The sequence below is a fragment of the Streptomyces cylindrosporus genome (assembly GCF_022698165.1).
Classification (GTDB): domain Bacteria; phylum Actinomycetota; class Actinomycetes; order Streptomycetales; family Streptomycetaceae; genus Streptomyces; species Streptomyces cylindrosporus.
On record NZ_JALDAY010000006.1, the window covers coordinates 456,249 to 480,508 of the forward strand.

General features: G+C 72.2%; 21 protein-coding genes. 12 read left to right on the forward strand and 9 right to left on the reverse strand.

Annotated elements, in window-relative coordinates; genetic code table 11:
* Positions 1-46: 46 nt before the first annotated feature.
* Both MQP27_RS21865 and MQP27_RS21870 read right to left on the reverse strand, forming a co-directional pair.
* Positions 47-1,264: a cytochrome P450 gene (locus MQP27_RS21865; RefSeq protein ID WP_242766983.1), complete on the reverse strand. Its 1,218-nt coding sequence runs from the start codon at positions 1,262-1,264 to the stop codon at positions 47-49.
* A 282-nt stretch (positions 1,265-1,546) separates the two neighbouring features.
* Complete coding sequence (locus tag MQP27_RS21870; RefSeq protein WP_242766984.1) at positions 1,547-2,284, reverse strand: response regulator transcription factor; 738 nt, start codon at positions 2,282-2,284, stop codon at positions 1,547-1,549.
* A 211-nt stretch (positions 2,285-2,495) separates the two neighbouring features.
* Between MQP27_RS21870 and MQP27_RS21875 the strand changes: the two genes are divergently transcribed.
* Positions 2,496-3,431 (forward strand): SGNH/GDSL hydrolase family protein, encoded by a 936-nt coding sequence (locus MQP27_RS21875; RefSeq protein WP_308289966.1) that lies wholly within the window; start codon positions 2,496-2,498, stop codon positions 3,429-3,431.
* Positions 3,432-3,453: 22 nt separating this feature from the next.
* On the opposite strand, the gene MQP27_RS21880 is transcribed toward MQP27_RS21875, so the two are convergent.
* Both MQP27_RS21880 and MQP27_RS21885 read right to left on the reverse strand, forming a co-directional pair.
* Positions 3,454-4,104 (reverse strand): TetR/AcrR family transcriptional regulator, encoded by a 651-nt coding sequence (locus MQP27_RS21880; protein ID WP_242766985.1) that lies wholly within the window; start codon positions 4,102-4,104, stop codon positions 3,454-3,456.
* Between the two features lie 2 nt (positions 4,105-4,106).
* A complete protein-coding gene (locus MQP27_RS21885; RefSeq protein ID WP_242766986.1) occupies positions 4,107-5,327 on the reverse strand; it encodes a cytochrome P450 in 1,221 nt (406 codons plus the stop codon).
* A 159-nt stretch (positions 5,328-5,486) separates the two neighbouring features.
* Here MQP27_RS21885 and MQP27_RS21890 point away from each other — a divergent pair, with 159 nt between their 5' ends.
* Positions 5,487-6,968, forward strand: coding sequence for an MFS transporter (locus tag MQP27_RS21890; protein WP_242766987.1), 1,482 nt, complete (start codon positions 5,487-5,489; stop codon positions 6,966-6,968).
* Positions 6,969-7,011: 43 nt separating this feature from the next.
* Here MQP27_RS21890 and MQP27_RS21895 read toward each other — a convergent pair whose 3' ends face one another.
* A complete protein-coding gene (locus MQP27_RS21895; protein ID WP_242766988.1) occupies positions 7,012-7,194 on the reverse strand; it encodes a hypothetical protein in 183 nt (60 codons plus the stop codon).
* 270 nt (positions 7,195-7,464) lie between these two features.
* Between MQP27_RS21895 and MQP27_RS21900 the strand changes: the two genes are divergently transcribed.
* The 3 genes from MQP27_RS21900 to MQP27_RS21910 all read left to right on the forward strand — a co-directional run bounded on the left by MQP27_RS21900 (position 7,465) and on the right by MQP27_RS21910 (position 9,820).
* Positions 7,465-7,707: a hypothetical protein gene (locus MQP27_RS21900; protein ID WP_242767166.1), complete on the forward strand. Its 243-nt coding sequence runs from the start codon at positions 7,465-7,467 to the stop codon at positions 7,705-7,707.
* 201 nt (positions 7,708-7,908) lie between these two features.
* Positions 7,909-9,096 (forward strand): sensor histidine kinase, encoded by a 1,188-nt coding sequence (locus tag MQP27_RS21905; RefSeq protein ID WP_242766989.1) that lies wholly within the window; start codon positions 7,909-7,911, stop codon positions 9,094-9,096.
* A 40-nt stretch (positions 9,097-9,136) separates the two neighbouring features.
* On the forward strand, positions 9,137-9,820 hold the full coding sequence (locus tag MQP27_RS21910) for a response regulator (protein WP_242766990.1): 684 nt from the start codon (positions 9,137-9,139) through the stop codon (positions 9,818-9,820).
* A 4-nt stretch (positions 9,821-9,824) separates the two neighbouring features.
* On the opposite strand, the gene MQP27_RS21915 is transcribed toward MQP27_RS21910, so the two are convergent.
* Positions 9,825-10,526 (reverse strand): TetR/AcrR family transcriptional regulator, encoded by a 702-nt coding sequence (locus MQP27_RS21915; protein ID WP_242766991.1) that lies wholly within the window; start codon positions 10,524-10,526, stop codon positions 9,825-9,827.
* Positions 10,527-10,639: 113 nt separating this feature from the next.
* On the opposite strand from MQP27_RS21915, the gene MQP27_RS21920 reads away from it, so the two are divergent.
* The 7 genes from MQP27_RS21920 (at position 10,640) to MQP27_RS21950 (ending at position 18,367) form a co-directional block, all read left to right on the forward strand.
* On the forward strand, positions 10,640-11,389 hold the full coding sequence (locus MQP27_RS21920; protein ID WP_242766992.1) for an SDR family oxidoreductase: 750 nt from the start codon (positions 10,640-10,642) through the stop codon (positions 11,387-11,389).
* A gap of 71 nt (positions 11,390-11,460) precedes the next feature.
* Complete coding sequence (locus tag MQP27_RS21925; RefSeq protein WP_242766993.1) at positions 11,461-12,363, forward strand: SDR family NAD(P)-dependent oxidoreductase; 903 nt, start codon at positions 11,461-11,463, stop codon at positions 12,361-12,363.
* Between the two features lie 262 nt (positions 12,364-12,625).
* On the forward strand, positions 12,626-13,609 hold the full coding sequence (gene ligD / locus MQP27_RS21930; RefSeq protein WP_242766994.1) for a non-homologous end-joining DNA ligase: 984 nt from the start codon (positions 12,626-12,628) through the stop codon (positions 13,607-13,609).
* Between the two features lie 143 nt (positions 13,610-13,752).
* Entirely contained in the window at positions 13,753-14,529 is a 777-nt protein-coding gene (locus MQP27_RS21935; RefSeq protein ID WP_242766995.1) for an NPP1 family protein, read from the forward strand.
* Between the two features lie 76 nt (positions 14,530-14,605).
* Positions 14,606-16,162, forward strand: a complete 1,557-nt coding sequence (locus MQP27_RS21940; RefSeq protein WP_242766996.1) for an MGH1-like glycoside hydrolase domain-containing protein — start codon at positions 14,606-14,608, stop codon at positions 16,160-16,162.
* Between the two features lie 71 nt (positions 16,163-16,233).
* Entirely contained in the window at positions 16,234-17,250 is a 1,017-nt protein-coding gene (locus MQP27_RS21945) for a questin oxidase family protein (protein ID WP_242766997.1), read from the forward strand.
* A gap of 148 nt (positions 17,251-17,398) precedes the next feature.
* Positions 17,399-18,367 (forward strand): formylglycine-generating enzyme family protein, encoded by a 969-nt coding sequence (locus MQP27_RS21950; RefSeq protein ID WP_242766998.1) that lies wholly within the window; start codon positions 17,399-17,401, stop codon positions 18,365-18,367.
* 42 nt (positions 18,368-18,409) lie between these two features.
* On the opposite strand, the gene icmF is transcribed toward MQP27_RS21950, so the two are convergent.
* The 3 genes from icmF to MQP27_RS21965 all read right to left on the reverse strand — a co-directional run bounded on the left by icmF (position 18,410) and on the right by MQP27_RS21965 (position 24,251).
* Positions 18,410-21,640: a fused isobutyryl-CoA mutase/GTPase IcmF gene (gene icmF, locus MQP27_RS21955; RefSeq protein WP_242766999.1), complete on the reverse strand. Its 3,231-nt coding sequence runs from the start codon at positions 21,638-21,640 to the stop codon at positions 18,410-18,412.
* A gap of 113 nt (positions 21,641-21,753) precedes the next feature.
* On the reverse strand, positions 21,754-23,184 hold the full coding sequence (locus tag MQP27_RS21960; RefSeq protein ID WP_242767000.1) for a phytoene desaturase family protein: 1,431 nt from the start codon (positions 23,182-23,184) through the stop codon (positions 21,754-21,756).
* A gap of 77 nt (positions 23,185-23,261) precedes the next feature.
* Entirely contained in the window at positions 23,262-24,251 is a 990-nt protein-coding gene (locus MQP27_RS21965) for an ArsR/SmtB family transcription factor (RefSeq protein WP_242767001.1), read from the reverse strand.
* Between the last annotated feature and the right edge of the window lie 9 nt (positions 24,252-24,260).

Consider the following 24,260-nt stretch of genomic DNA (forward strand, 5'->3'; position numbering starts at 1 on the left):
TCCTTTGCTGTACGTGGTTCTCGGTCTGTTGCGGGACGGGAAGCCGTCACCAGGCGACGGGCAGTTCGTGCACGCCGTAGATGAACGCGTCGTGCTTGAACCTCACGTCCTCGGGCCGGCAGGCGAGCCTGAGCGTGGGGATGCGCTTGTAGAGGGTGCCGTAGACGACCTGGAGCTCCATCCGGGCCAGGGGCTGACCGAGGCACTGGTGGACGCCGAAGCTGAAGGCGACGTGCCGGCGGGCGTCGCGGGTGATGTCGAGGCGGTCGGGGTCGGCGAAGACCTCGGGGTCGCGGTTGGCGATCTCGTTGGTGAAGATGAGGCCCTCGCCGGCCTTGACGACCTGCCCGGCGATCTCGATGTCCTCGACGGCCGCGCGCCGGCGTCCCAGGTGGGTGATGTTGAGGTAGCGCAGGAGTTCCTCGACCGCGGAGGCGACGAGTTTGGGGTCGTCGGACTCGCGCAGCAGCGCGAGCTGGTCCGGGTGTTCGAAGAGCGCGGCGGTGCCGAGGGCGATCATGTTCGCGGTGGTCTCGTGGCCCGCGAACAGCATGAGCAGGGCCATCTCGGTGGCCTGCCGGTGGTCGATCTCGCCCGCGGTGACGCGTCCGGCGATGCTGGAGAGCAGGTCGTCCCGGGGGTCGGCACGCCGTTCGACGAGCAGTCCGGAGAGGAACTCGGCGATGGCCCGGACGGCCTGGCCGCGCTCGGCGGGGGTGGCGTCGCGGTGGACCATGGTCTTGGTGTTGTCCTGGAAGAACTCGTGGTCGTCGTAGGGGACGCCGAGGAGTTCGCAGATGACCAGGGAGGGGATCGGCAGGGCGAACGCCTCGACGAGGTCGACCGGTTGGGGGCCGGCCAGCATGTCGTCGATCAGCCCGTCCACGATCTTCTGGACGGTGGGCCGCAGCGCCTCGATCCTCTTGATGGCGAAGGGCGCCGTGACCATCCGGCGCTGCCGGGCGTGTTCGGGGTCGTCCAGCATGATGAAGCTGAACTTGTCCTCGCCGTTCTCCCCGCCGCCGCCGTCGCCCTTGGTGGGGTAGCCGGGCATCGTGTTGTCGGCGCTGACCCGGGCGTCTCCCAGCAGCGCCCGCTGTTCGGCGTAGCGGGTCACGAGCCAGGGCTCGCTGCCGTCCTGCAGCCGCACCTTGACCAACGGGCCCTGTTTCTGGAGCTCTTGGAGGGCGGGCGGCGGGTCGAAGGGGCAGCCGGAGGCGCGCGGCATGGGGAACTCGGGGACGACGTCCGCCGTCTGGGCCATGGTCTCTCCTCGGTGGTGGGGGACTCCGGGATGAGCACATGCAAACAGAGGGGGCTGACGCACTCCGGACAGACACCTGACGGGAACCTGACGTGACCCGGATCACATTGCGAGTTGAGTACTCTTCTGCGGGAGGGCTGCATGACAACCCCCTTGCGGGCGGGTGGAGTTGAGAATCCCCAGAAGGTCCGACGCGCACTGCGCACATCACGAAGAGGGCGGCACAAGGCCGCCCTCCACGAAGTTCGCACATCCGCCCCCGAGTGTTTGCTTTCGAGCCCCTCAGGTCTCCGCGTCGGCGCTCCCCAGCCAGTAGCCGAAGCCCCGGCGGGTCTGGATCAGCGGGGGATCGTCCCGGTCCACCTTGCGGCGCAGCCGGGAGACGAGCTGCTCGATGGCGTTGTCGCCGCGGAAGTCGCCCCAGACGTAGCGGCCGATCTGCTCCTTCGACAGCACCCGGTGGGCGTTGACGAGGAGGTGGCGCAGCAGCCGGTACTCGGCGGGGGTGAGTTCCAGCGCCCGCGTCCCGCGCCTGGCCTGACATCGGGCGTCGTCCAGGGCGAGGTCGCCGTAGGCGAGCGCGTCCCTGCGCGGGCCGGGGTTCGGGCCGCGCAGCAGGACCTGCATCCTGGCGAGCACCTCCGCCACCCGGAACGGCTTGGTGACGTAGTCCTTCTCCCCCAGGCCCAGTTCGGGCAGCAGCCGGTCCAGGGAGTCGAAGGCGGTCAGGAAGAGCACCGGCGGACGGTGGGCGGCGGGCGGTCGCCGGCCCCGGCCCAGGGACGCAACGTCCGGCAGCGTCGCGTCGAGGACGACGAGGTCGTAGCGCTGCCGCACGGCCCGCGCCATGGCCTCGGTGCCGGTGTCGACCTGGCTGACCCGGTAGCCCGCCAACTCCAGGGTGGTCGACAGCAGTTCGGCCAGTTCCGGTTCACCCGCGACGACCAGCACATGCTGCCCCGCTCCGCGGGCGAGGGCCGGGCGCTCACTGACGGTGCCGTTCGGCGACGAGGGAGGCATGTCGGTCACCTTACCGTTCTGCTTGCCTAACTCAAGTAAATCAATCCATTGCTTGACTCAAGTAATCTAACTATGCTTGCCTTACGCAAGCAACCCTTCCTGCTCGGTTGTCCAGCCGCCCGCTCCCCCGGCCGAGCGACGTGCGGCGTTTCCCGCGTCCGGCCGCGCCCTTCGGCACCGGACGGACACCTCCGAGACGGAAGAGCAGGACATGGCCATGAAGAACTCTGTACGGGCCGGGCTGGCCGGGGCCCTCGCCTTCGGGGTGCTGGGCACCGCGGTCGGCATCGCGCACCACGACGACTCGGACGGGCCCGCGCCGAAGGGCCCGTATGTCGCGCTGGGCGACTCGTACACGGCCGGCCCGGAGATCCCCGACCAGAGCGGCAGTCCCGCCGGCTGCGACCGCTCCGACCGCAACTACCCCTCGCTGGTCGCCCGCCGACTCGGCCTGAAGTCCGCCGACTTCCGCGATGTGAGCTGCAGCGGCGCGACCATCGGCAACCTGACCGGCGTCCAGGGCACCGACGACGGCGCCAACCCCGCCCAGCTCTCGGCCCTGTCCGGCAAGACACGCCTGGTCACCCTCGGGATCGGCGGGAACGACATCGGGTTCAGCTCGATGATCAAGCAGTGCGTGCAGCAGGGGGTGATCTACTACGCGCTCGGCGGGGGCGAACGGGCCGACGGCGACGACGCGCCGTGCCGTGAGCGGTACGTGTCCGGGGGCACCGACGAGGTCCAGGAGAAGATCCGGGCGGCGGACGAACAGCTCACCCTGGCGCTCGGCGAGGTCCGGCAGCGGGCGCCGCAGGCGCGGGTGTACGTCGTCGGCTACCCGGCGATCCTGCCCGCCGAGAGCTCCGGCTGCGGGCGCGCGATGGGGCTGGCGCCCGGCGACGTCTCGTATCTGCACGAGAAGGAGCAGCAGCTCAACGCGATGCTGCGCGCTCGGGCCAAGGCCGCGGGGGTCCGCTACGTCGACACGTACACGCCCTCCGTGGGACGCGACGCCTGCTCGGCGCAGGGCGAGCGCTGGATCGAGCCGCTCGTCCCCCGCGCCGCCGCCGCGTCCGTCCACCCCAACGAGCGCGGCGAGCGGGGCATGGCCGACGCGGTCCTGGAGGCGCTCGGCACGGCCGGCTGAAGGTCGGCCGCGCCCCACGGGCTCACCGACCCGGCGTCACCGGCGCCAGCCACAGGCCGATGATCGCGTCGGCGAGCCCGGTGGCCGCGTCGTCCCAGTTCGAGCGGGAGGTCGGGCGGCCCTCGGCGAGGGCCCGCTCCCGTTCGGCGGGCATGTGCACGATGAGGTGGCGGGCCATCTCGCCGCGCTCCGCGCGGACCTCGGGGGGCAGGTCGGGCAGACAGCGGTTCAGCCCGTCGATGCACTGCCGCAGGGACGGGGAGGCGAGGGACTCCTCCATCATGATCTGGTGCAGCGCCGGGTCGGTGGTCACCTGGGCGCAGAACCGCGCGAACCAGGTGGGCCCGCCGAGCCGGCCGAGGTGCTCGGGCATGGGACGCACCAGGCAGTCCGCCCAGTCGCGTACGCCGGGCGAGTCGCCGATCCCGGCCAGCAGCCGGGCGCGGATCTCCTCGATGCGGACGGTGTGCTTGCGGACGATGGCACGGACCAGGTCCGCCTTGGTGCCGAAGTGGTAGCCGACCGCGGTGTTGTTGCCCTGTCCGGCGGCCTCGCTGACCTGGCGGTTGGAGACCGCGTTCACACCGCGCTCGGCGAACAGCCGCTCGGCCGCGGTCAGGATCAGCTCCCGGGTCGCGCTGACCTGTTCCGCCCGTACCGTCCTGCCGGTCATCCTCACCACCGCACCGGGACTTCGCTCAGCCCTCCGACGGCCAGCCCCTCGAGCCGTCGCAGGTCCGCCGCCGGTGCGGCGAGTTCCAGCGACGGAAGCCTACGCAACAGCACGTGCAGGACGGTCTGCAGCTCCGCGCGGGCGAGCGCCTGGCCCAGACAGGAGTGGGGTCCGGTGCCGAAGGCGAGGTGAGGGTTGGGGCTGCGGTCGAGGACCATCTCGCCGGGCGTGTCGAAGACCGTCGCGTCCCGGTTGGCGGCCGCCGTGCAGCAGATCACGGTCGTGCCGGACGGCAGCACATGGCCGGCGATCTCGGCCTCCTCGTCGAGGTAGCGCGGTACGCCGACGCCGGGGTCGGCGTCGAAGCGCAGCGCCTCCTCGACCGCGGAGTGCACCAGTGAGCGGTCGTCGAGGAGGCGCTCCCAGCGTCGGCGGTCAGCGAGGAGCAGGGCCACGGTCTTGCCGATGACGTTGGTGGTGGTCTCGTGGCCGGCGACCAGCAGGGCCTGGCCGGTGAAGACCAGTTCCCGTTCGGACATGGGCTCGCGGTCGGGGTCCCACTCGATGACGAGGTCGCTGAGCAGGTCGGCGCTCGGGGTCTCGCGCTTGGTGTAGACGAGCGCGGCCATGTAGTCGACGAAGTCGTCCTGGGCCTGCTCGATCTCGTCCTGGCCGTAGCGGTTGAGATTGAGCAGGACGTCGGACCAGTACGCGAAGCGGTCGTGGTCGGCGGCCGGGACGCCCAGGAGGTCGCAGATCACCCACACGGGCAGCGGGTAGGCGAGATGGGTGCGCAGGTCCGCCGGACGGCCGTGCGCCACCATGTCGTCGACGAGCTTCTCGGCCATCGCCTCGATGCCCGGTCGCAGCGTGGCGATGCGCTCGGCGGTGAACCATCTGCCGACGGCCTGCCGCCAGCGCCGGTGCGTCTCGCCACGCGCCGGGATGGCCATCGCCATGTCGCTGCCGAACACCCCGCCCGACTCCTCGTCCGAGATCCGGGCCGCGTCCCGGGCCCGCAGCACATTGGTGAAGCGGGGGTCGGCCAGCACCTGCCGGACGTCCTCGTGCCGGGTCAGCAGCGTCGCCTCGTCCCCGCTGGGCAGCGTGACGCGGGCGAACGGGCACCGCTCGTGCAGCACGTCCCACTCGCCGGGCGCCGCCAGCGCCGTACTGCCGTGCAACGGATACCTCAGGGGCTCTCGGTCCTGGCTCGGGCACATACGCGCTCCTTGGATCCGGCGGTCGCTGCACGATCAGGCAAACCGAGCCCTTAAGGTAAGTCAAGCGCCTGACTTAAAGCCGGCGAAGTTTCCCGGCTCCCCGCACGTCCCCGCGCACTCACATTCCCGACGGATCCACGTCCCCATGGAGGACCCTTCATGTCCGACGCTCTTCCCAGACCTGCGGACGCGGGTGATGCGGCCGCTCCGCGGTCGAACGCCGTGGTGGCGGTGCTGGCCTTCGCCGGCATCGTCGTCTCGCTGATGCAGACCCTGGTCATCCCGATCGTTCCGGAGCTGCCGAAGCTCCTGGACGCTCCCGCTTCGGACACCGCCTGGGCCGTGACCGCGACACTGCTGGCGGCGGCGGTGGCGACGCCGGTGGTGGGACGGCTCGGCGACATGTTCGGCAAGCGCCGGATGCTCCTGGTCAGCGTCGTGCTCCTGGTGACCGGCTCGGTGGTGTGCGCGCTCAGCGAGTCGCTGGTGCCGATGATCGTCGGACGGGCGGTGCAGGGGCTCGCCTCCGGCGTGGTGCCGCTGGGCATCAGCATCATGCGGGACGAACTGCCGGCCGAGCGGCTGGCCGGGTCGACCGCGCTGATGAGCGCCTCGCTGGGCGTCGGCGGCGCGCTGGGGCTGCCGACGGCCGCACTGATCGCGGACCACTTCGACTGGCACGTGCTGTTCTGGAGCTCGGCCGGCATGGGCGCGGTGGCGCTCGTGCTCGTCGTGCTGTTCGTGCCGGAGTCCCGGGTGCGTTCGGGCGGCCGCTTCGACGTGGTCGGCGGTGTCGGCATGGCCGCGGGGCTGGTGTCGCTGCTGCTGGCGATCTCCAAGGGCGCCGACTGGGGCTGGACCAGCGGCACCACCCTCGGTCTGTTCGCCGCGGCGGTCGTGGTGCTGCTCGCGTGGGGCTTCTTCGAACTGCGCACCTCCGAGCCGCTGGTGGACCTGCGCGCCACGGCCCGCCGTCAGGTGCTGGTGACCAACCTGGCGTCGATCGCGATCGGCTTCTCGATGTTCGCGATGTCGCTCGTGCTGCCCCAGCTGCTGCAACTGCCCACCCAGACCGGCTACGGCCTGGGCAGGTCGCTGCTGACCGCCGGCCTGGTGATGGCACCCTCGGGTCTGGTGATGATGGCGTTCGCGCCGGTCTCCGCGGCCGTCTCCAAGGCCAAGGGTCCGAAGGTGACGCTGATGATCGGCGCCCTGATCGTTGCCTCCGGCTACGGCCTGAACATCGTGCTGATGTCCGAGGTCTGGCACCTGGTGGTGGTCTCCTGCGTGATCGGCGCCGGCATCGGCTTCACGTACGGCGCCATGCCCGCGCTGATCATGGGTGCGGTCGACCCGTCGGAGACCGCGGCCGCCAACAGCCTCAACACGCTGATGCGGTCGATCGGTACGTCGTGCGCCAGCGCCGTCGCCGGTGTCGTCCTGTCGCAGATGACGATCAGCCTGGGCGGCTACGCGCTGCCGTCGGAGGACGGCTTCAAGGTCGTCATGGGCCTGGGTGCGGGTGCGGCCCTGCTGGCCTTCGTCGTGGCGTCGTTCATCCCGCGCCGCCGTCCCGTGACCGGGGCCCCGACGGCTCCGGCGGTCGCCGAGCCGGCGGCCGACGCCTCCAAGGTGGGCTGAGCCCGCTGCCCGGCGAGGGCCGCCGGCCGACGGTCGGCGGCCCTCAGGCCGGCTGCTTGCGGGTCCGCAGCAGGCTGACGCCCGCCCCGAGCGATACGACTCCCATGCCGACGCAGGTCAGGACGCCCTGGGCGCCGTCGACGACGAACGGGGCGAGCGCGGCGACGACCAGGTTGAACAGGAAGAGGAACCAGAGCACGGGTCGCGACGCCAGCAGGGACTGCATGGGTTTTCCTTCCGGGAGGGGTGGGCTGTTCGTGTACCGACAACCCTGCCGGGGCGGGAGGGGCGGCTCGATGGAGTGCGCTCCCGAACCCATGGTGTAGCCCGCTTCACCACCGTCCGGGCCGTGCCCCTCGTGCTCGGGGATGACGGATGCGCGGGCCCGTACTGCGTTCTCAGTAGCGGCGATTGTCGGCAGCCGCACGACGACGTGACGGGCCCGTGCCGCGAGTCTGAGGAGGTACCCGAGACCAGATGGGGAGACCTCCGTTCCATGGCCGCATTCCTGTGCCGACCGGTCGGCGTGGGCACCGGCGCGGTGACCGCGCCTGCCGCCGGGGACTGGACCTCGACCAAGCCCGGCATCGAGGCGCAGAAGGCGTTCGACGTGCTGGAGCAGCGGCTGCCCGGCACGAAGGGCGACGAGGCGAGCGCCCGGGCGGGACGGCGGTCCTCGCCCTGCTCGGCAAGGCCGCCTGCCGGCTGTCGCGGTCGCTGGACGGGGTGCTGCCGGTGATCGGGGGCGAGGGGCTGACCCACCGGGCCCTGGCCGCCCCGGCTTCCGCCGAGCCGGACGCGCGGGAGGCCGCCCGTCTCTGACCTTCGCCCCATCCCCCCGGGAGGGTCGCCCGTGTCGCCGGACACGGGCGACCCTCGCCCGCCGTTCCCGGTGGGCATCGCCCACCATGGCCCCAGGAACCACGACCGGAGTTACGCCATGAGCATCCCCTGGCAGCGCTACGCGGACGACCACGTCCGCACCGTCGACACGATGACGGCCGCGCTCCTGTTCGCGGCCTTCCTCTTCGGCAGCGAGGTCCAGGTGCCCGGCGCCCACCGCGACGACTCGGTGCTGCCGACCATCGCGCTGGCGGCCGCCTCCTGCACGGCACTGTTCTGGCAGCGCAGCCACCCCCGGACCGTCGTCACGGTGACCGCGCTCGCCGCGGCCTGCGCCGGCGCGCTGGGCCATCTGCTCACCCCGCTGCTGCTGGGCCCGGTCATGCTCGCCCTGTTCCGGCTCGCCATCGACACCGACCGCAGGACCACAAGGCTCTTCTTCTTCGCCACCCTCTTCGCCGTGGTGATCCCGGCCTTCGCGGTCGACCCCAACGACCATCCCTGGCCCCTGAAGACGCTCGGCCCGGCCGCCTGGCTGGTGCTGCCGGTCGCCACCGGGAGCACGGTGCGCATGAAGGAGGCCTATCTGGAGGCCGTCCAGGCCCGCGCGGAGTACGCCGAGCGCAGCAGGGAGGACGAGGCCCGGCACCGGGTCGCCGAGGAACGCATGCGCATTGCCCGCGAACTGCACGACGTCGTCGCCCACCACCTGGCCCTGGCCAACGCCCAGGCCGGCACGGCCGCCCATCTCGCCCGCACCCATCCCGAGCAGGTCCAGAGGATCCTCACCGATCTCGCCGGTACGACGTCCTCGGCGCTGCGCGAGATGAAGTCGACCGTGGCCGTGCTGCGCCAGGGAGACGACCCGGACGCGCCGCTGGCACCGAGCCCGGGGCTGGCCCAGCTCGCCGACCTGACGGACGCGTTCGGCGGCACCGGCCTGACCGTCCGGGTGGGCACGGAGGGGTCGCCCCGGCCGCTGACACCCGGCGTGGACCTGACGGCGTACCGCATCGTGCAGGAGGCGCTGACCAACGTCGCCAAGCATGCCGCGGCGAAGGACGTGTGCGTCCATCTCCACTACGGCGACGACCAGTTGACGATCACCGTCACCGACGACGGCACCTCCGTCGCGCCCGCCGAACCCGCCCCGGGCCACGGTTTCGGACTGATCGGCATGCGTGAGCGCGCCCGGTCCGTCGGCGGCGCCCTGCAGGCCGGTCACCGGCCGACGGGCGGCTTCGAGGTGACCACCCGGCTGCCCCTGTACCCGATCGCTCCGTGACACGAGGAACGCGAGCCATGAGACGACAAGAATGGACACCATGACCATCCGCGTGCTGCTCGCCGACGACCAGGCCCTGCTCAGGGCCACGTTCCGGATCCTGATCGACTCCTGCGCGGACATGGAGGTGGTCGCCGAGGCCACCGACGGTGCCGAGGCGGTCGACCTGGCCCGCATCCACCGCCCCGACGTCGTCCTGATGGACATCAGGATGCCGGGCACGGACGGCCTGGCCGCCACGACCGTCGTCTGCGCCGATCCGGAACTGTCGGGCACGCGCGTGCTGATCCTCACCACGTTCGAGATCGACGAGTACGTCGCCCAGGCGCTGCGGGCCGGCGCGAGCGGGTTCCTCGGCAAGGACGTGACCGCCGACGCCCTCCTGGACGGCATCCGCACGGTCGCGTCCGGCGAGTCGCTGCTTTCGCCGCACGCCACGCGCGTGCTGATCGCGCGTTTTCTGACCGCCCCGGCACAGGGCGCGCGCCTGGCGGCGTCCGACGACCTGTCCGCGCTGACGGCTCGGGAGCGGGAGGTGATGGCCTGGGTGGCCGAGGGCCACTCCAACGAGGAGATCGCCGAGAAGCTCTACGTCAGCCCGCTGACCGTACGCACCCACGTGCACCGCGCGATGACGAAGCTGGGCGCCCGCGACCGCGCCCAGCTCGTCGTCATCGCCTATCAGTCGGGGCTCGTGCAGGCCCCGCCGCGCAGCGAGCGCTGAGGCGTCAGCCGGCGGACAGCTTGTCCAGCCACTGCTCCAGCAGCGCCGACTCGGCGGGGGTGAACACCGGGGACTGCTCGGCACGCAGCCGGGCCGCGAGCGTGGCGGCGGCGACGGGCACGGCCCTGTCCCGACCGTCCTGCTCCCCCGCCTGCTCGCTCTCGGCGGGCCGGGTCAGCGTGCCGAGCAGGGCGTCGCGCAGCCGCTCGGAGAACCGCGGGTCCGGGTACTGCTCGGGCCTGGTGAGCATCGACAGGGCCGCGCCCACGTTGGCGGACATGATCATCCGGGTGGCGAGGGCGGGCGGGACGGTGAGCCGTCCGGCGGCCGCGCAGCGCTCCAGGATCTCCAGCAGCAGGGCGTGCGCCTCCTGGGCGGCGGCGGGCGGGACCGTGAGCTCGGGCGAGTACATCAGCCGGTAGTGGTTGGGGTGCTCCAGGGCGAAGCGCATGTGGTTGTCCCAGCCGCTCCTGAGGTCGGCCACCGGATCGCCGCTGGGCCGGGCCGCCCGCTTCGAGGCGAGGTACTCCTCGAACCCCCGGTCGACGACGGCCGCCAGCAGCCCCGCCTTGTCCCCGAACAGCCGGTAGAGCATCGGCGCCCCCACCCCGGCCTTCTCGCACACAGCACGGGTGGAGACATCGGCGGCCGGCGCCTCGGCCAGCAGTTCGGTGGCCGCTTCCAGGATCTTTTCCCTCGCATCCATGGGTACAAGGTACGCCATCCGTAACGCCGATACGAATTGACTGTACCGACGCTACGATTCCGTGTTATCGTCGATACGAAGCAGTCGTAGCAGCGCTAACAAAGGATGCAGTCATGACCTCTCAGCCCCAGCAGGACCGGCGTGTCGCGATCGTCACCGGGGGTTCGCGCGGCATCGGACGACAGGTCGCCCAGCGGCTCGCCGCCGACGGCTTCGCGGTCGTCGTCGGCTACGCGGGCAACAAGGACGCGGCGGACGACGTCGTGGCCGGGATCGAGGCGGCCGGCGGCACGGCGTACGCCGCCCGCGCGGACGTCGCCGACGAGGCCGAGGTCACCGCCCTGTTCGACCTGGCGGAGGCCACGTACGGCGGCGTCGACGCGGTCGTGCACGCGGCCGGCCGGATGCCGCTGTCCCCGGTCGCGGAGCTCGACCTCGGCGAGCTGGACGCCCTGTACCGGACCAACATCCGCGGCACCTTCGTGGTCGACCAGCAGGCCGCGCGCCGGCTGCGGCCCGGCGGAGCGCTCGTCAACTTCTCCAGCTCGGTGGTGGGCCTCGCCTTCCCGGGCTACGGCGCCTACGCGGCGAGCAAGGGCGCGGTCGAGGCCCTGACGCTGATCCTCGCCCGGGAGCTGCGCGGCCGTGACGTGACCGTGAACGCGGTGGCGCCCGGCCCCACCGCGACCGATCTCTTCCTGGACGGCAAGGACGAGGAGACCGTCGCCCGGCTGGCCGGACAGGCGCCGCTGGAGCGGCTGGGCACGCCGGAGGACATAGCCAACGTCGTCGCCTTCCTGACCGGCCGCGAGGGCCACTGGGTCAACGGCCAGGTGCTGCGGGCCAACGGCGGCATCATCTGACGGCTCACCGCCGTCGCCCTGCACAGCAACCCCCATCCAGAGGATTCCGACAGGATCCGAGAGGAACAGTCATGAACGACAGCAAGGTCGTCCTCGTCACCGGCGCCTCCAGCGGTTTCGGCGCCCTCACCGTCCGCGCGCTCGCCGCGCACGGCCACACCGTCTACGCGGGCATGCGCGCCCTGGGCAGCCGTAACGCCGGAGCCGCCGCCGACCTCGCATCCCATGCGGCCGAGCACGGCGTGGACCTGCGCGCCGTGGAACTCGACGTCACCCGGCAGGACAGCGCGGACGCGGCCGTCGCCCGGGTCGTCGCGGAGCAGGGGCGCCTGGACGTGGTGGTGCACAACGCCGGGCACATGGTGCTCGGCCCGGCCGAGGCCTTCACCCCCGAGCAGCTGGCAGACGTGTACGACACCAACGTGCTCGGCACCCAGCGCGTCAACCGCGCGGCACTGCCCCGGCTGCGCGAGCAGGGGCACGGCCACCTCGTGTGGATCGGCTCCTCCAGCACCCGCGGCGGCTGCCCGCCCTTCCTCGCCCCGTACTTCGCGGCGAAGGCCGCCATGGACGCCCTCGCGGTGAGTTACGCGGCCGAGGTCGTCCGGTTCGGGATCGACACCACCATCGTGGTGCCCGGCGCCTTCACCTCGGGCACGAACCACTTCGCGCACGCCGGCACACCGGCCGACGGCGAGCGGGCGACCGCCTACGACGCCCGGTACAAGACGCTCATGGACGACGTGAACGAGCGGCTGGCGCGGCTGATACCGCCGGACGCGGACGTGGCCAAGGTCGCCGAGGCGGTCGTACGCAGCGTGGAACTCCCGCCGGGCGAGCGCCCGTTCCGGCTCCATGTCGACCCGAGCCGCGACGGCAGCGAGGTGGTGTCCGCCGTGGCCGACCGCATCCGGGTGGAGTTCTTCCGCCGCGTCGGCCTGGAGGACCTGCTGACACCGGCGAGCAGTCTGTAGCAGCGCCGTTCGGCGACTTCGGGCGAACGGGAGCCGAGCAGGACCGGGTCGGCGGCATGGTGGCGGACGGACCGGGCAGGAGCGGTTCGGCGGCATGCGGGTGGACGGGACCGGGCAAGACCGCCTCGACGGCATGGTGGCGGACAGGACCGGGCAGGAACGGTCGGACGACCCTGGCCCGGCCTTCTTCGGACAGCGCCGTTCAGGGGAAACCCGGGGGCAGGGCGCGTGACGGTCGGCGGGGCCGTCGACATCTCACCCCGTGACGCTCCCTCTGATCCCGCCGATGCTGGCCACACCGGGCCGCCTGCCGCCCGCCGCGCAGGACGCCCGTTGGGCCTACGAGACCAAGCAGGACGGCCAGCGTGTGGTGGCCTACCTCGAAGGGGACGGTGGCGTGCTGCTGCGTGCCCGGTCCGGGGAGGACATCACCGGCGCCTACCCCGAGCTGCACGCGCTCGGCACGGCGCTGGGGACGACGTCCGCCGTGCTGGACGGCGAGGTGCTGGCGCTCGACGAACGGGGCCGCGCCGACTTCCAGTTGCTGCAGTCCCGCATGGGCCTGGTGCACTCACCCGGCAGGGCGGCACGTCAGGCGGCGAAGGTGCCGGTCCATCTGGTGCTGTTCGACGTGATGCATCTCGGCGGCCGGGACCTCACCCCGCTCCCCTACACCCACCGCCGGGAGCTGCTGCACGGACTCGGTCTGGACGGCCCGTTCTGGTCCACGCCCGCCGCCCTCGTCGGACACGGCGAGCAGGCCCTGCGGGCCACCCGGGAACACGGTCTGGAGGGACTGGTGTGCAAACGGCTCGACTCGGTCTACGAGCCCGGGGTGCGCTCCCGCAACTGGATCAAGATCCGCAACATGCGCACCGAGGACGTCCTGGTGGGCGGCTGGCTGCCCGGCAAGGGTCGGCTGTCGGGCCTACCCGGCGCGGTCCTGGTCGGGCAGCGGGCCGGCGAACGCCTTCGGTACGTCGGCAGTGTGGGCACCGGCTGGAGCGAGACCGAGCGCAGCCGGCTGGCCGAGCTGCTGGCGGCCGCCGCGACGGACGTGTGCCCCTTCGACCCCGCCCCGCGGGTCGCCGGTGCGCACTGGGTCGTGCCGCGGCTCGTCGGCGAGGTCCGCTACAGCACCCGCACCCGGGCCGGTCTGCTGCGCCAGCCGTCCTGGCTGCGGCTGCGGCCCGACCTCGCGCCGGAGGACGCGGCGGCCGACCTCCCGGACGACACCACCCACTGACGCCCCGTCACCATCCGAATATTGGGCTGTGCTTCACCACTGGTACGCCTGTGGCCTCTTGGCCCGGAAGTGAAATGCCGCGATGCTGAACTCCCTTGCCCCCCACAGCCGTTGGGCTGCGCCCGGACCAGGAGGAGGACGCAGTGTCGTCAGCGAAGTTCAAGGTGAACCGCAGGAGATGGCTGACCGGTCTGGCCGGTGCCGCCGTGCTCGTCGTGGCGTTTCCGTCCGCCGCCTTCGCGGCGCCGCCGACGGCGCTGCCGGCCAATGCCGAGGCCGCCGAGTTCACGTACCAGCCGGCTTTCGACTACGACACGGACGGCTGCTACCCGACCCCCGCGATCGGCCCCGACGGCACCATCAACGGCGGTCTGAAGCCCACCGGTTCGCTCAACGGGGAGTGCCACGACGCGTCCGACCTGGACAACACCAACAGCTACTCCCGCTACAAGTGCAACAACGGCTGGTGCGCCTACATGTACGGCCTGTACTTCGAGAAGGACCAGGCCATCTCCGGCAGCAGCATCGGCGGGCACCGGCACGACTGGGAGCACGTGGTGGTCTGGGTGCAGGACGGCCAGATCAAGTACGTGTCGACGTCCAACCACGGCTCGTTCACCGTGCACGCCGCCTCCGAGGTCCGCTTCGACGGCGGCCACCCGAAGATCGTCTACCACAAGGACGGCATCAGCACGCACTGCTTCCGGCTGGCGAACTCGAACGACGAGCCGCCGGAGAACGACAAGCACACCTGGCAGTACCCGCCGCTGGTCGGCTGGAACGGCTACCCGGCGGGCCTGCGCGACAAGCTCAGCGCGTACGACTTCGGCAGCGCCAACTTCGGCCTCAAGGACGCCAGCTTCGCCTCGCACCTCTCCTCGGCGAAGCCGTCCGGCATCGCGTTCGACCCGAACGCCTGACACCGGGACCGTTCGTCGGCCGTCGTTCCACAGCTCCCGGAGTCATCCTGGCTCCGGGAGACAGGAGGGACGCAGCATGCCGGTCGAGGAACGGAGCAGCCGCGGACGGCTCTCCCGACGGGGCTTCCTGGCCGCGGTGACCGTTCTCGGCGCCGCGAGTGCGCGGACCGCGGCGCAGGGGAACGGCTACACCATGCCCACCCTCGCCTTCGCCGACCCGGCCGTCCAGCACCGGCTCGGCACCCTGTACTCGACCGCGCTGGCGACCCTCGCCGGCAGGCACACCATCGACGCCGACCCGTCCGTGTACGACAGGGCGGGGCTGCTCGCCTACCCGCCCGGGACGGTCGTACGGGCGGGTGGCGGCTATCCGGCGCCGCAGCGGTGGACGCGGGACGCGGCCGTCAACGCGTGGAGCGGGGTCAGCCTGCTCGCGCCGGCCGTGGGCCGCAACACCCTGTGGTCGGTGGTCGACCGGGGTCCGGGCGGACTGGTCGTGCAGCAGGACGACCAGTGGTGGGACCAGGTGGTGTGGATCGTGGCCGCCCTGCACCACTACCGGGTCACCGGCGACCGCGTCTTCCTGACCCGGGCCCACGAGACCTCCGCCAACACCCTCGCCGCGCGCCGCACGAGCGACTTCGACCCGGCCTACGGCCTGTTCCGGGGGCCCGGATTCATGAACGACGGCATCTCCGGCTACCCGAGCCCGCCCGCCTCCGCCCAGGCGCACTCGTCCTTCGTCCTCGACCATCCGGGCACCGAACGCCTGATGTGCCTGTCGACGAACTGCCTCTACTACAGCGCCCTTTCGGCGCTCGCGGACATGGCCGACGCCCTGGGCGAGCCGACGCGGGCGGTGTCGCTGCAGGCAGAGGCGGCGCGCCTCCGGAAGGCCGTCGACCGGCATCTGTGGCGGGAGGACGCGGGCACGTACGCCTACTTCGTCCGCGAAGACGGGCACGTCGACACCTCCCAGGAGGGTGCCGGACTCGCCCTCGCCGTCCTGTGCGGAGTCGCCGACGCGCGACGGGCCCGGCTGCTCCTGGACGGCACTCACTGGCAGCCGCACGGCATCGTCAACGTCTGGCCGCACTTCCCGCGCTTCGACGACAGCGGACCGGGGCGGCACAACGTCATGGTGTGGCCGATGGTGCACGGCCTGTACGGGAACGCGGCCGCCGGCGCGGGCCGCGCCGACCTGTTCGAGCGGGCCGTCGACCGCCTCGCCGCTCTCGTCTCGGCGAGCGACGACGACTTCTACGAGCTGTACGACTCCGTGACCGGCGCCGTCGACGGCGGCTGGCAGGAGGGCGGCAGCGGGCGGGCCGAGCACTTCGTCTCGCAGCCGGACCAGACCTGGTCGGCGACGGCGTACCTGCGGCTGGTCAACGAGGGTCTGTTCGGGCTGACCTTCACCGAGGACGCCGTACGGCTGCGGCCGTGTCTGCCCCCGGGGTGGGGTGCGGTGAGCCTGCGCGGGCTGGCCTACCGGGACATGACGCTCGACCTCACGCTGAGCGGCGGCGGCAGCCGGGTGCGGGCGTGCACGATCGACGGACGGGCCGCGGCACCCGTCGTACCGGCCGACGGAACCGGACACCACAGCGTGGACCTGGTCCTCGGGATCTAGGTCCGGAAGCGTGCCGGGCTTGGTTCCCGCGCCCGATCCCGGGCCGCGGGCCGGTGCCTAGCGTCGTTCCCATGCAGACCACCGACACGAGCGGACAGCTCGAAGAAGCCCTGGAACGAGTCCACGCCACCGGACCGGAGCGCCTCGGCCGGCTCACGAACCACGCTCCGATGGTCGTCGAGGCGCTCGCCGCGCACGGACAGGCGGGCGCCGTGCACCGCTGGCTGGACCTGTACCACGACAAGTTGGAGGACTTCCCCGACAGGCTCGAACCCGTGACGGACGCCAACTGGCCCACGGCGCTGGGCGATCCACGCCGGGCCGCGGACTGGATCGACCACTTCACGCGGACGCTCGCGGAGCGTCCGTGGCGGGACGTCCTCGCCGAGTGGTGGCCGCGCCTGCTGCCGGGCATGTACGGCGGTTCCACGCATCCCGTGATCCGGACCGGCCACGCGGTGCGCGCCCTGGAATCCGGCGAGAACGCACCCCGCCGCACCGAACTCGCCCACGCCCTGGGCTACTGGGCGGCCCGCCACCACCCCGTCTCCGGCATCACCACCCTGCCCGGCGCGCCGACGGCCGCGGCCTCCCTCGACGCCGTCCCCGCGATCGCCGAGGGTCCGATGGGATTCCCGGCGCGGCTGGCCGCGGTACGCCGACTCCCGCTGTGGGCGGGCGAAGTGAGCGACCCGGACACGGCCCGGGAGCGCCTGACGGAACTGGTGCAGGCCGCGACCCACCGGTACGCCACCCACGGGCACGGCGAGGAGACCATGCTCGTGCACGCGGCGACGGCACCCAACGCGGTGCTGCGCACGCTGGGTTCACTGCCCCGCGACCTGTGGGCCCCCAGCCTGCACGCCGCCTGGACGGCGTCCGCGGCGGTCACCGCGATGTACGCCCCCGCCGAGCCCGTCACCTACACGCCCCCGGCGCGCCTGACGGCGGAAGAGGTCGTGGAACGCGCCCTGGCACACGGCGACGAGCACGTCATCAAGCTCACCGACACGGCCCTGGACGTCGGCGACGAACAGGCACTGGCGGCCGCCCAGCGGGCGATCGAGATCAGCGCGCCCTTGGTGTAGCGGGCCACTCGGCCGTGGCTGACGCTGCGCGGGCACGGCGTCGAGGCGAGGTGTGCGGGGCAGTCGGCGACGCTCCCGGCGAGGCGCCGTCCTGACAGGAAGGCCTGCGAGGATCGGGGATCGCGACGAGAGAAAGAACCTGGAAGCGATGACCGATCAGTCCACCCCGCCGGGCCGCTGCTGCATGCCGTCGGCCGGGCATTCGGCCGAGTCCGTACGGCCGCTGCCCTCGCCCCCGGCCGGGCGGCGCACGGAGGCCGGGACCGACGGGACGGTGCTGCTGCCGGGCGGCGAGTTCCTCATGGGGGCCGAGGACGCGGAGGGTTTCCCGGCGGACGGGGAGGGCCCGGTGCGGGCGGTGCGGCTGGACCCGTTCCGCATCGACGCGTACGCGGTCACCAACGAGCAGTACGCGGAGTTCGTGGCCGACACCGGGTACGTCACCGACGCCGAGCGGATCGGATGGTCGTACGTCTTCGCCTCCTTCCTGCCCGGCGCGCTGCGGCGCGGCGCGCCGCGTCCCGAGCACACGCCGTGGTGGTGCGGGGTGGGCGGGGCGGCGTGGAACCGGCCGGAGGGCCCCGGCAGCACGGTCGAGGACCGCGCGGACCATCCGGTGGTGCACGTGTCCTGGCACGACGCCGCCGCCTACGCGCGGTGGTCGGGCAAGCGGCTGCCGACCGAGGCCGAGTGGGAGTACGCGGCCAGGGGCGGCCTGGAGCAGAAGCGGTATCCGTGGGGCGACGAGCTGAACCCGTCCGGCGAGTACCGCTGCAACATCTTCCGCGGCACCTTCCCCGCCAAGAACACCGCCGCCGACGGCTACCGCGGCACCGCCCCCGTGGACGCCTTCGAACCCAACGGGTACGGCCTGTACAACGTGTCCGGCAACGTCTGGGAGTGGTGCGCGGACTGGTGGTCCACCGACCACGACGGCCCTGCGACGACCAATCCGACAGGCCCGGCCGACGGCACGGCGAGGGTCATCCGGGGCGGCTCCCACATGTGCCACCGGTCCTACTGCAACCGCTACCGCGTCGCCGCCCGCAGCGCCAACACACCGGACAGCTCCAGCGGCCACACCGGGTTCCGCTGCGTGCGGGACGCGGGGCGGTGAGAGCGGACGGCCCGTCGTCCCCGTCTCCCCGCCCGCTTCCGCTCAGACGTTACGGCGGTACTGCCCGCCCACCTCGAAGAAGGCGTCGGTGATCTGCTGCAGCGAGCAGACCCGGGCGGCGTCCATCAGGACGGCGAAGACGTTGTCTCCGCTGATCGCCGCCTCCTTGAGAGCGGCCAGGGCGGCGTGAGCCGGCTCCTGGTGGCGGGCCTGGAAGTCGTGGACGCGCTCCAGCTGGGAGTGCTTCTCCTGCTCGGTGGCGCGGGCGAGTTCGACGGCGGCGGGCTCTGCGGTGTCGGCGTGCGGGTTGCGGAAGGTGTTGACGCCGATGAGCGGCAGCGAGCCGTCGTGCTTGCGCTGCTCGTAGAGCATCGACTCGTCCTGGATGCGGCCGCGCTGGTAGCCGGTCTCCATCGCGCCGAGGACACCGCCGCGTTCGCTGATCCGCTCGAACTCCTGGAGCACCGCCTCCTCGACCAGGTCGGTCAGCTCGTCGATGATGAACGACCCCTGCAGTGGGTTCTCGTTCATCGCCAGGCCCCACTCCCGGTTGATGATCAGCTGGATGGCGAGGGCGCGGCGCACGGAGTCCTCGGTGGGGGTGGTGACGGCCTCGTCGTAGGCGTTGGTGTGCAGGCTGTTGCAGTTGTCGTAGATCGCGATGAGGGCCTGCAGGGTGGTGCGGATGTCGTTGAAGTCCATCTCCTGGGCGTGCAGGGAGCGTCCGGAGGTCTGGACGTGGTACTTCAGCTTCTGCGAGCGCTCGTTGGCGCCGTACTTCTCCTTCATCGCCACCGCCCAGATACGGCGGGCGACCCGCCCCAGCACGGAGTACTCGGGGTCCATGCCGTTGGAGAAGAAGAACGACAGGTTGGGGGCGAAGTCGTCGATGTGCATGCCTCGCGCGAGGTACGCCTCGACGTAGGTGAAGCCGTTGGCGAGGGTGAAGGCGAGCTGGCTGATGGGGTTCGCGCCGGCTTCGGCGATGTGGTAGCCGGAGATCGACACCGAGTAGAAGTTGCGGACCTGGTGCTGGATGAACCACTCCTGGATGTCGGCCATCATCCGCAGGCTGAACTCGGTGGAGAACAGGCAGGTGTTCTGCCCCTGGTCCTCCTTGAGGATGTCGGCCTGCACGGTGCCGCGCACGGTCGCCAGCGCACGGGCACGCAGTTCGGCCGCCTCCTCGGGCGAGGGCTCGCGGCCCTCGGCGTCCCGGAACTTCTCGGTCTGCTGGTCGATGGCGGTGTTGAGGAAGAAGGCCAGGATGGTCGGGGCGGGGCCGTTGATCGTCATCGACACCGAGGTCGTGGGCGCGACGAGGTCGAAGCCGTCGTAGAGCGCCTTCATGTCGTCGAGGGTGGCGATGGAGACGCCGGAGGTGCCGACCTTGCCGTAGATGTCGGGGCGCTCGCCGGGGTCGCGGCCGTACAACGTCACCGAGTCGAACGCTGTCGACAGGCGAGTCGCCGGCTGCCCCTCCGACAGCAGCTTGAAGCGCCGGTTGGTGCGGAACGGGTCGCCCTCGCCCGCGAACATGCGGGCCGGGTCCTCGCCGTCGCGTTTGAAGGGGAACACCCCGGCCGTGAAGGGGAATCGGCCGGGCAGGTTCTCCGCGCGCCAGAACCGCACCAGCTCGCCGTGGTCGGTGAAGCGGGGCAGGGCCACGCGCGGGATCCTGTTGCCGGACAGGGACTCGCGGGTCAGCGTGGTGCGGATCTCCTTGTCCCGGACCTTCACGACCTGCTCGTCGCCGGAGTAGGAGGCCACGACCGAGGGCCAGTTCTCGATCTGCTGAATGATCTCGTACGGCAGCTGCCGACGCGCCTCGACCAGCAGCGACCGTACGTCCGCCGCGTCCAGGCCGGCGTCGACGAGCTCCTCCTCGACCAGTGCCAGCCGCTGCACGCGCCGTGCCGCGTCGGCGAGTCGGCCGGTGGCGGAGTGGTAGGCGCGGACGGTTTCGGTGATCTCGGCGAGATAGCGGACCCGGTCGGCGGGCACGACCTGGCGGATCCCGGAGGAGTGCCGTACGTCGACCGGGGCGAGCGCGCCCTCGACCAGCGGCAGCCCCTTCTCCGCCAGGAGGGTCTTGAGGTGCTGGTGGAGTGCGGTGACGCCGTCGTCGTTGAAGGTGGCCGCCGAGGTGCCGTACACCGGCATGTCCTCGGGGCGCTTGCCGAACGCCTCGCGGTTGCGGACCAGTTGGCGGCCCACGTCGCGCAGCGCGTCCTTGGCTCCGCGCCGTTCGAACTTGTTGATGGCCACCACGTCGGCGAAGTCGAGCATGTCGATCTTCTCCAGCTGGGAGGCGGCGCCGAACTCCGGCGTCATCACGTACAGCGAGGTGTCGACGAACGGCACGATCGCCGCGTCGCCCTGCCCGATGCCCGGCGTCTCCACGATCACCAGGTCGAACCCGGCGGCCTTCACCACGTCGATGACGTCCGAGAGGTGCTCGGGCAGCTCGCGGCTGCCGCGGGTGGCCAGGCTGCGGAAGAACACCCGGTTGCCGTCGAGGGAGTTCATCCGGATCCGGTCGCCGAGCAGCGCACCGCCGCCGCGCCGCCGGGTCGGGTCCACGGCGATCACCGCGATCCGCAGCTTGTCCTGCTGGTCGACCCGGAAGCGGCGCACCAACTCGTCGGTGAGCGACGACTTTCCGGAGCCGCCGGTGCCGGTGATGCCCAGCACGGGCACCACCCGCGCCGAGGCCGCGGCGCGCAGCTGCGCCGTGAAGTCCGCGGGCAGCTTGCCGAGTTCGGCGCCCGTGACGGCGCGGGCGATCGCGAACCGGTCGCCCGCGAGGACGGCGGCGACGTCGGCCGGCTTGCTGTCCCACAGGTCGAAGTCGCAGTCCCGGACGACGGAGTTGACCATCCCGGCGAGGCCCATCCGCTGCCCGTCCTCCGGCGAGAAGATGGTCACCCCGCTCCCCCGCAGCCGGGCGATCTCCTCGGGCACGATGACACCGCCGCCACCGCCCACCACGCGCACGTGCTCCGCCCCCTGCTCGCGCAGCGACTCGACCAGGTACTCGAAGTACTCGACATGCCCGCCCTGGTACGAGGAGACCGCCACCCCGTGCGCGTCCTCCTCCAGCGCCGCGTCCACGACCTCCTGCACCGACCGGTTGTGACCGAGGTGGATCACCTCGGCGCCCTGGGACTGGAAGATCCGCCGCATGATGTTGATCGACGCGTCGTGCCCGTCGAACAGGGCCGAGGCCGTGACCAGACGGACGGGGTGCACAGGGCGGTGCAGATCGCTCATGGCGGGGCCTTCCCAAGACGAGTCACGGAGCGCCGACACCTAGATACTAGGACGTCCTAGTAAATCGATGGCGCGCCACGCGGTGTGACGAGAAGCACAGGTACTAGGACGTCCTACTTTCGCGCCCGCGCGCGTCGCAGATGGCGCAGCGCCGACGCGGCCGCGTGCGCTCCGCACATGCCGTGCGCCCCGGCCCCGGGCGGGGTGGCGGCCGAGCAGATGAACATGCCGGGCACCCCCGTGGCGTACGGGTCCGGGGCGGGACGCGGGCGCGCCAGCAGCTGGCGGACGGTGTTGGCGCCGGTGACGATGTCCCCGCCGGTGAAGTTGGGGTTGTACTCCTCGAACGCGGCCGGTGTGCGCACCGCCGTGCCGACGATCCGCTCACGGAAGCCGGGCGCGAACCGTTCGACCTGCCCGACGATCGCCTCGGTGGCGTCGCCGTCGTAGCCGTACGGCACGTGCGCGTACGTCCATACGGGGTGGACGTCCCCGTTTGAGCGCTGCGGGTCGGCCAGGTACTGCTGCCCGACCAGGACGAACGGCCGCGCGGGCATGCGGCCCAGATGGACGGCCTGTTCGGCGGCGGCGACCTCCTCGAAGGTGCCCCCGAGGTGCACGGTGCCCGCCCGCCGGGCCGCCTCGTGGGTCCAGGGCACCCCGCCCTCGACCGCGAAGTCCACCTTGAAGGCGGCGGGGCCGCGCCGGAACCGGCGGTAGGCACGGGCGACCCGGGCCGGCAGCCGGTCGCCGAGGACATCGGCGACCGCGCTCGGCGCGAGGTCGAACAACACCACGTCGGACGGCGGGAGTTGAGTCACCGACCGCACCCGGACACCCGTCTCGATCCGGCCGCCCCGCTCTGCCAGCAGCGCCGCGAGCGCGTCGCTGATCGCGCGGGAGCCGCCCGCCGCCACCGGCCAGCCGTACCGGTGCCCGGCCGCGATGATCGACACCCCGATGGCGGCGGTCGCGGGCCGGTGCAGCGGCCGGAAGGCGTGCGCGGCGGCCCCGCCGAACAGTGCCCGCGCCGCCTCCGTGCGCCACAGCCGCGCCACCGCCGCGGCGGGCAGCAGAGCGGGAACGCCGAAGCGGGCCAGCAACAACGGATGGTGCGGTACGCGGGTGAGCGGGCCCATGAAGTCGTCGGCCAGCGCGTCGAAGCGCTCGCCCAGCGGCCCGAACAGCCGCTCCCACCGGGCGCCGTCGGGCCGGCCGAGGCCCTCGGCGGTCTCCCGGACCGACCGGTGCAGGACGCCCGCCGCGCCGGAGTCGAGCGGGTGCACGCAGTCGATCTCGGGCAGGCACCAGCGCAGCCCCAGGCGTTCCAGGCCGAGCGTGCGCAGGTACGGCGAGCCGACCGCCATCGGATGGGTGGCCGAGCAGTGGTCGTGCAGCAGGCCGGGCGTCAGCTCGCTGGTGCGGGTGCCGCCGCCGATGGTGTCCGCCGCCTCCAGCACGGTGACGTCGACGCCCTCGCCCGCGAGCCGGACGGCCGCCGCGAGCCCGTTGGGGCCGCTGCCCACGACGACGGCTGTGCTCATGGTGGCTCCTCGGGGCGGCGGCTCGGCACTCCCTTTCGATGCTAGGTCGGCAGTCGTACGACCGCCTCGACGGGCCACTACCCCCCGGCCACCAGCGCGTTCCCGAGCGCCGTCCGCTCGTACAGCACGTAGTGGCCATGGCGTCGCGCTCCGAGCAGTCCCGCCTCCCGCAGGGCCGTCAGATGGGCCGACACCGTGGACGGCGCCAGGCCGTGCCGGTCGGCGAGGGCCGTCGTCGCGGCGGGGGCCGTCAAGTCGGCAAGGAGTGCGGCGCGTTGACGGCCCAGGAGGCGGGCGAGGGCGGCGGGCGGGCGCGCGGGCGAAGTGCTGTGGAGGCGGCCCATGCCCAGGGCCGGGTAGATGACCGTCGGCTGCCAGGGGCGGGCGAAGCCGCTCACGACGTCCGGCCAGACGAAGACGCTCGGCATCAGCAGGATGCCGCGCCCGTCGGGCCGCTGGGCGTCCGCCCGGTCCTCGTACTGCCCGAGGGTGAGGGTGTGCGCGGCCCAGTCGACGGTGGGGTGCAGCCCGGTGAGCAGGGCGTCGAGGCCTGTGTCGGCGGCCCTGCGGGCGCGCTGGGCGATGTCGGCCTCCAGGAGGGCACGGTGGCGCGGCCAGTCCGGGGCGAGCAGGGCGTGCCAGGCCAGCTCGGTGAGGTCGGCCAGGCGGCGGACGGTCGCGGCGGGGTCGTCGAGGGCGGCCCGGCCCTGCGGCGACTCGGCGAGGCCGGGTGTGCAGGCGAGCGAGCGTGCCATCTCGGCGCGGGCCAGGGCGGGGTCGGTGGCGCGCATCCGGGCGAGTTCGTCGTCGATGGAGGGGTACGGCTCCTCTGGCGGCGGGCCGAGGAAGTCCGGGGTGTAGCCGCCGGGGCGGGGCACGAACAGCCACAGGGGTGCCAGGTCGAGGCCGGCGAGCGTGCGGTCCGTACGGCGCAGCCAGGCGCGGTGGTAGCCGTGCCGGGACGGGCGGCGCAGCATGCGCAGCGCCTCGTGGGTCTGGCACAGCGGCGAGATCGCGAACCGGCAGCGGGTCAGATCGTCCGGACCCAGGTGCAGGGTCAGCGGCAAGGCGGCCTC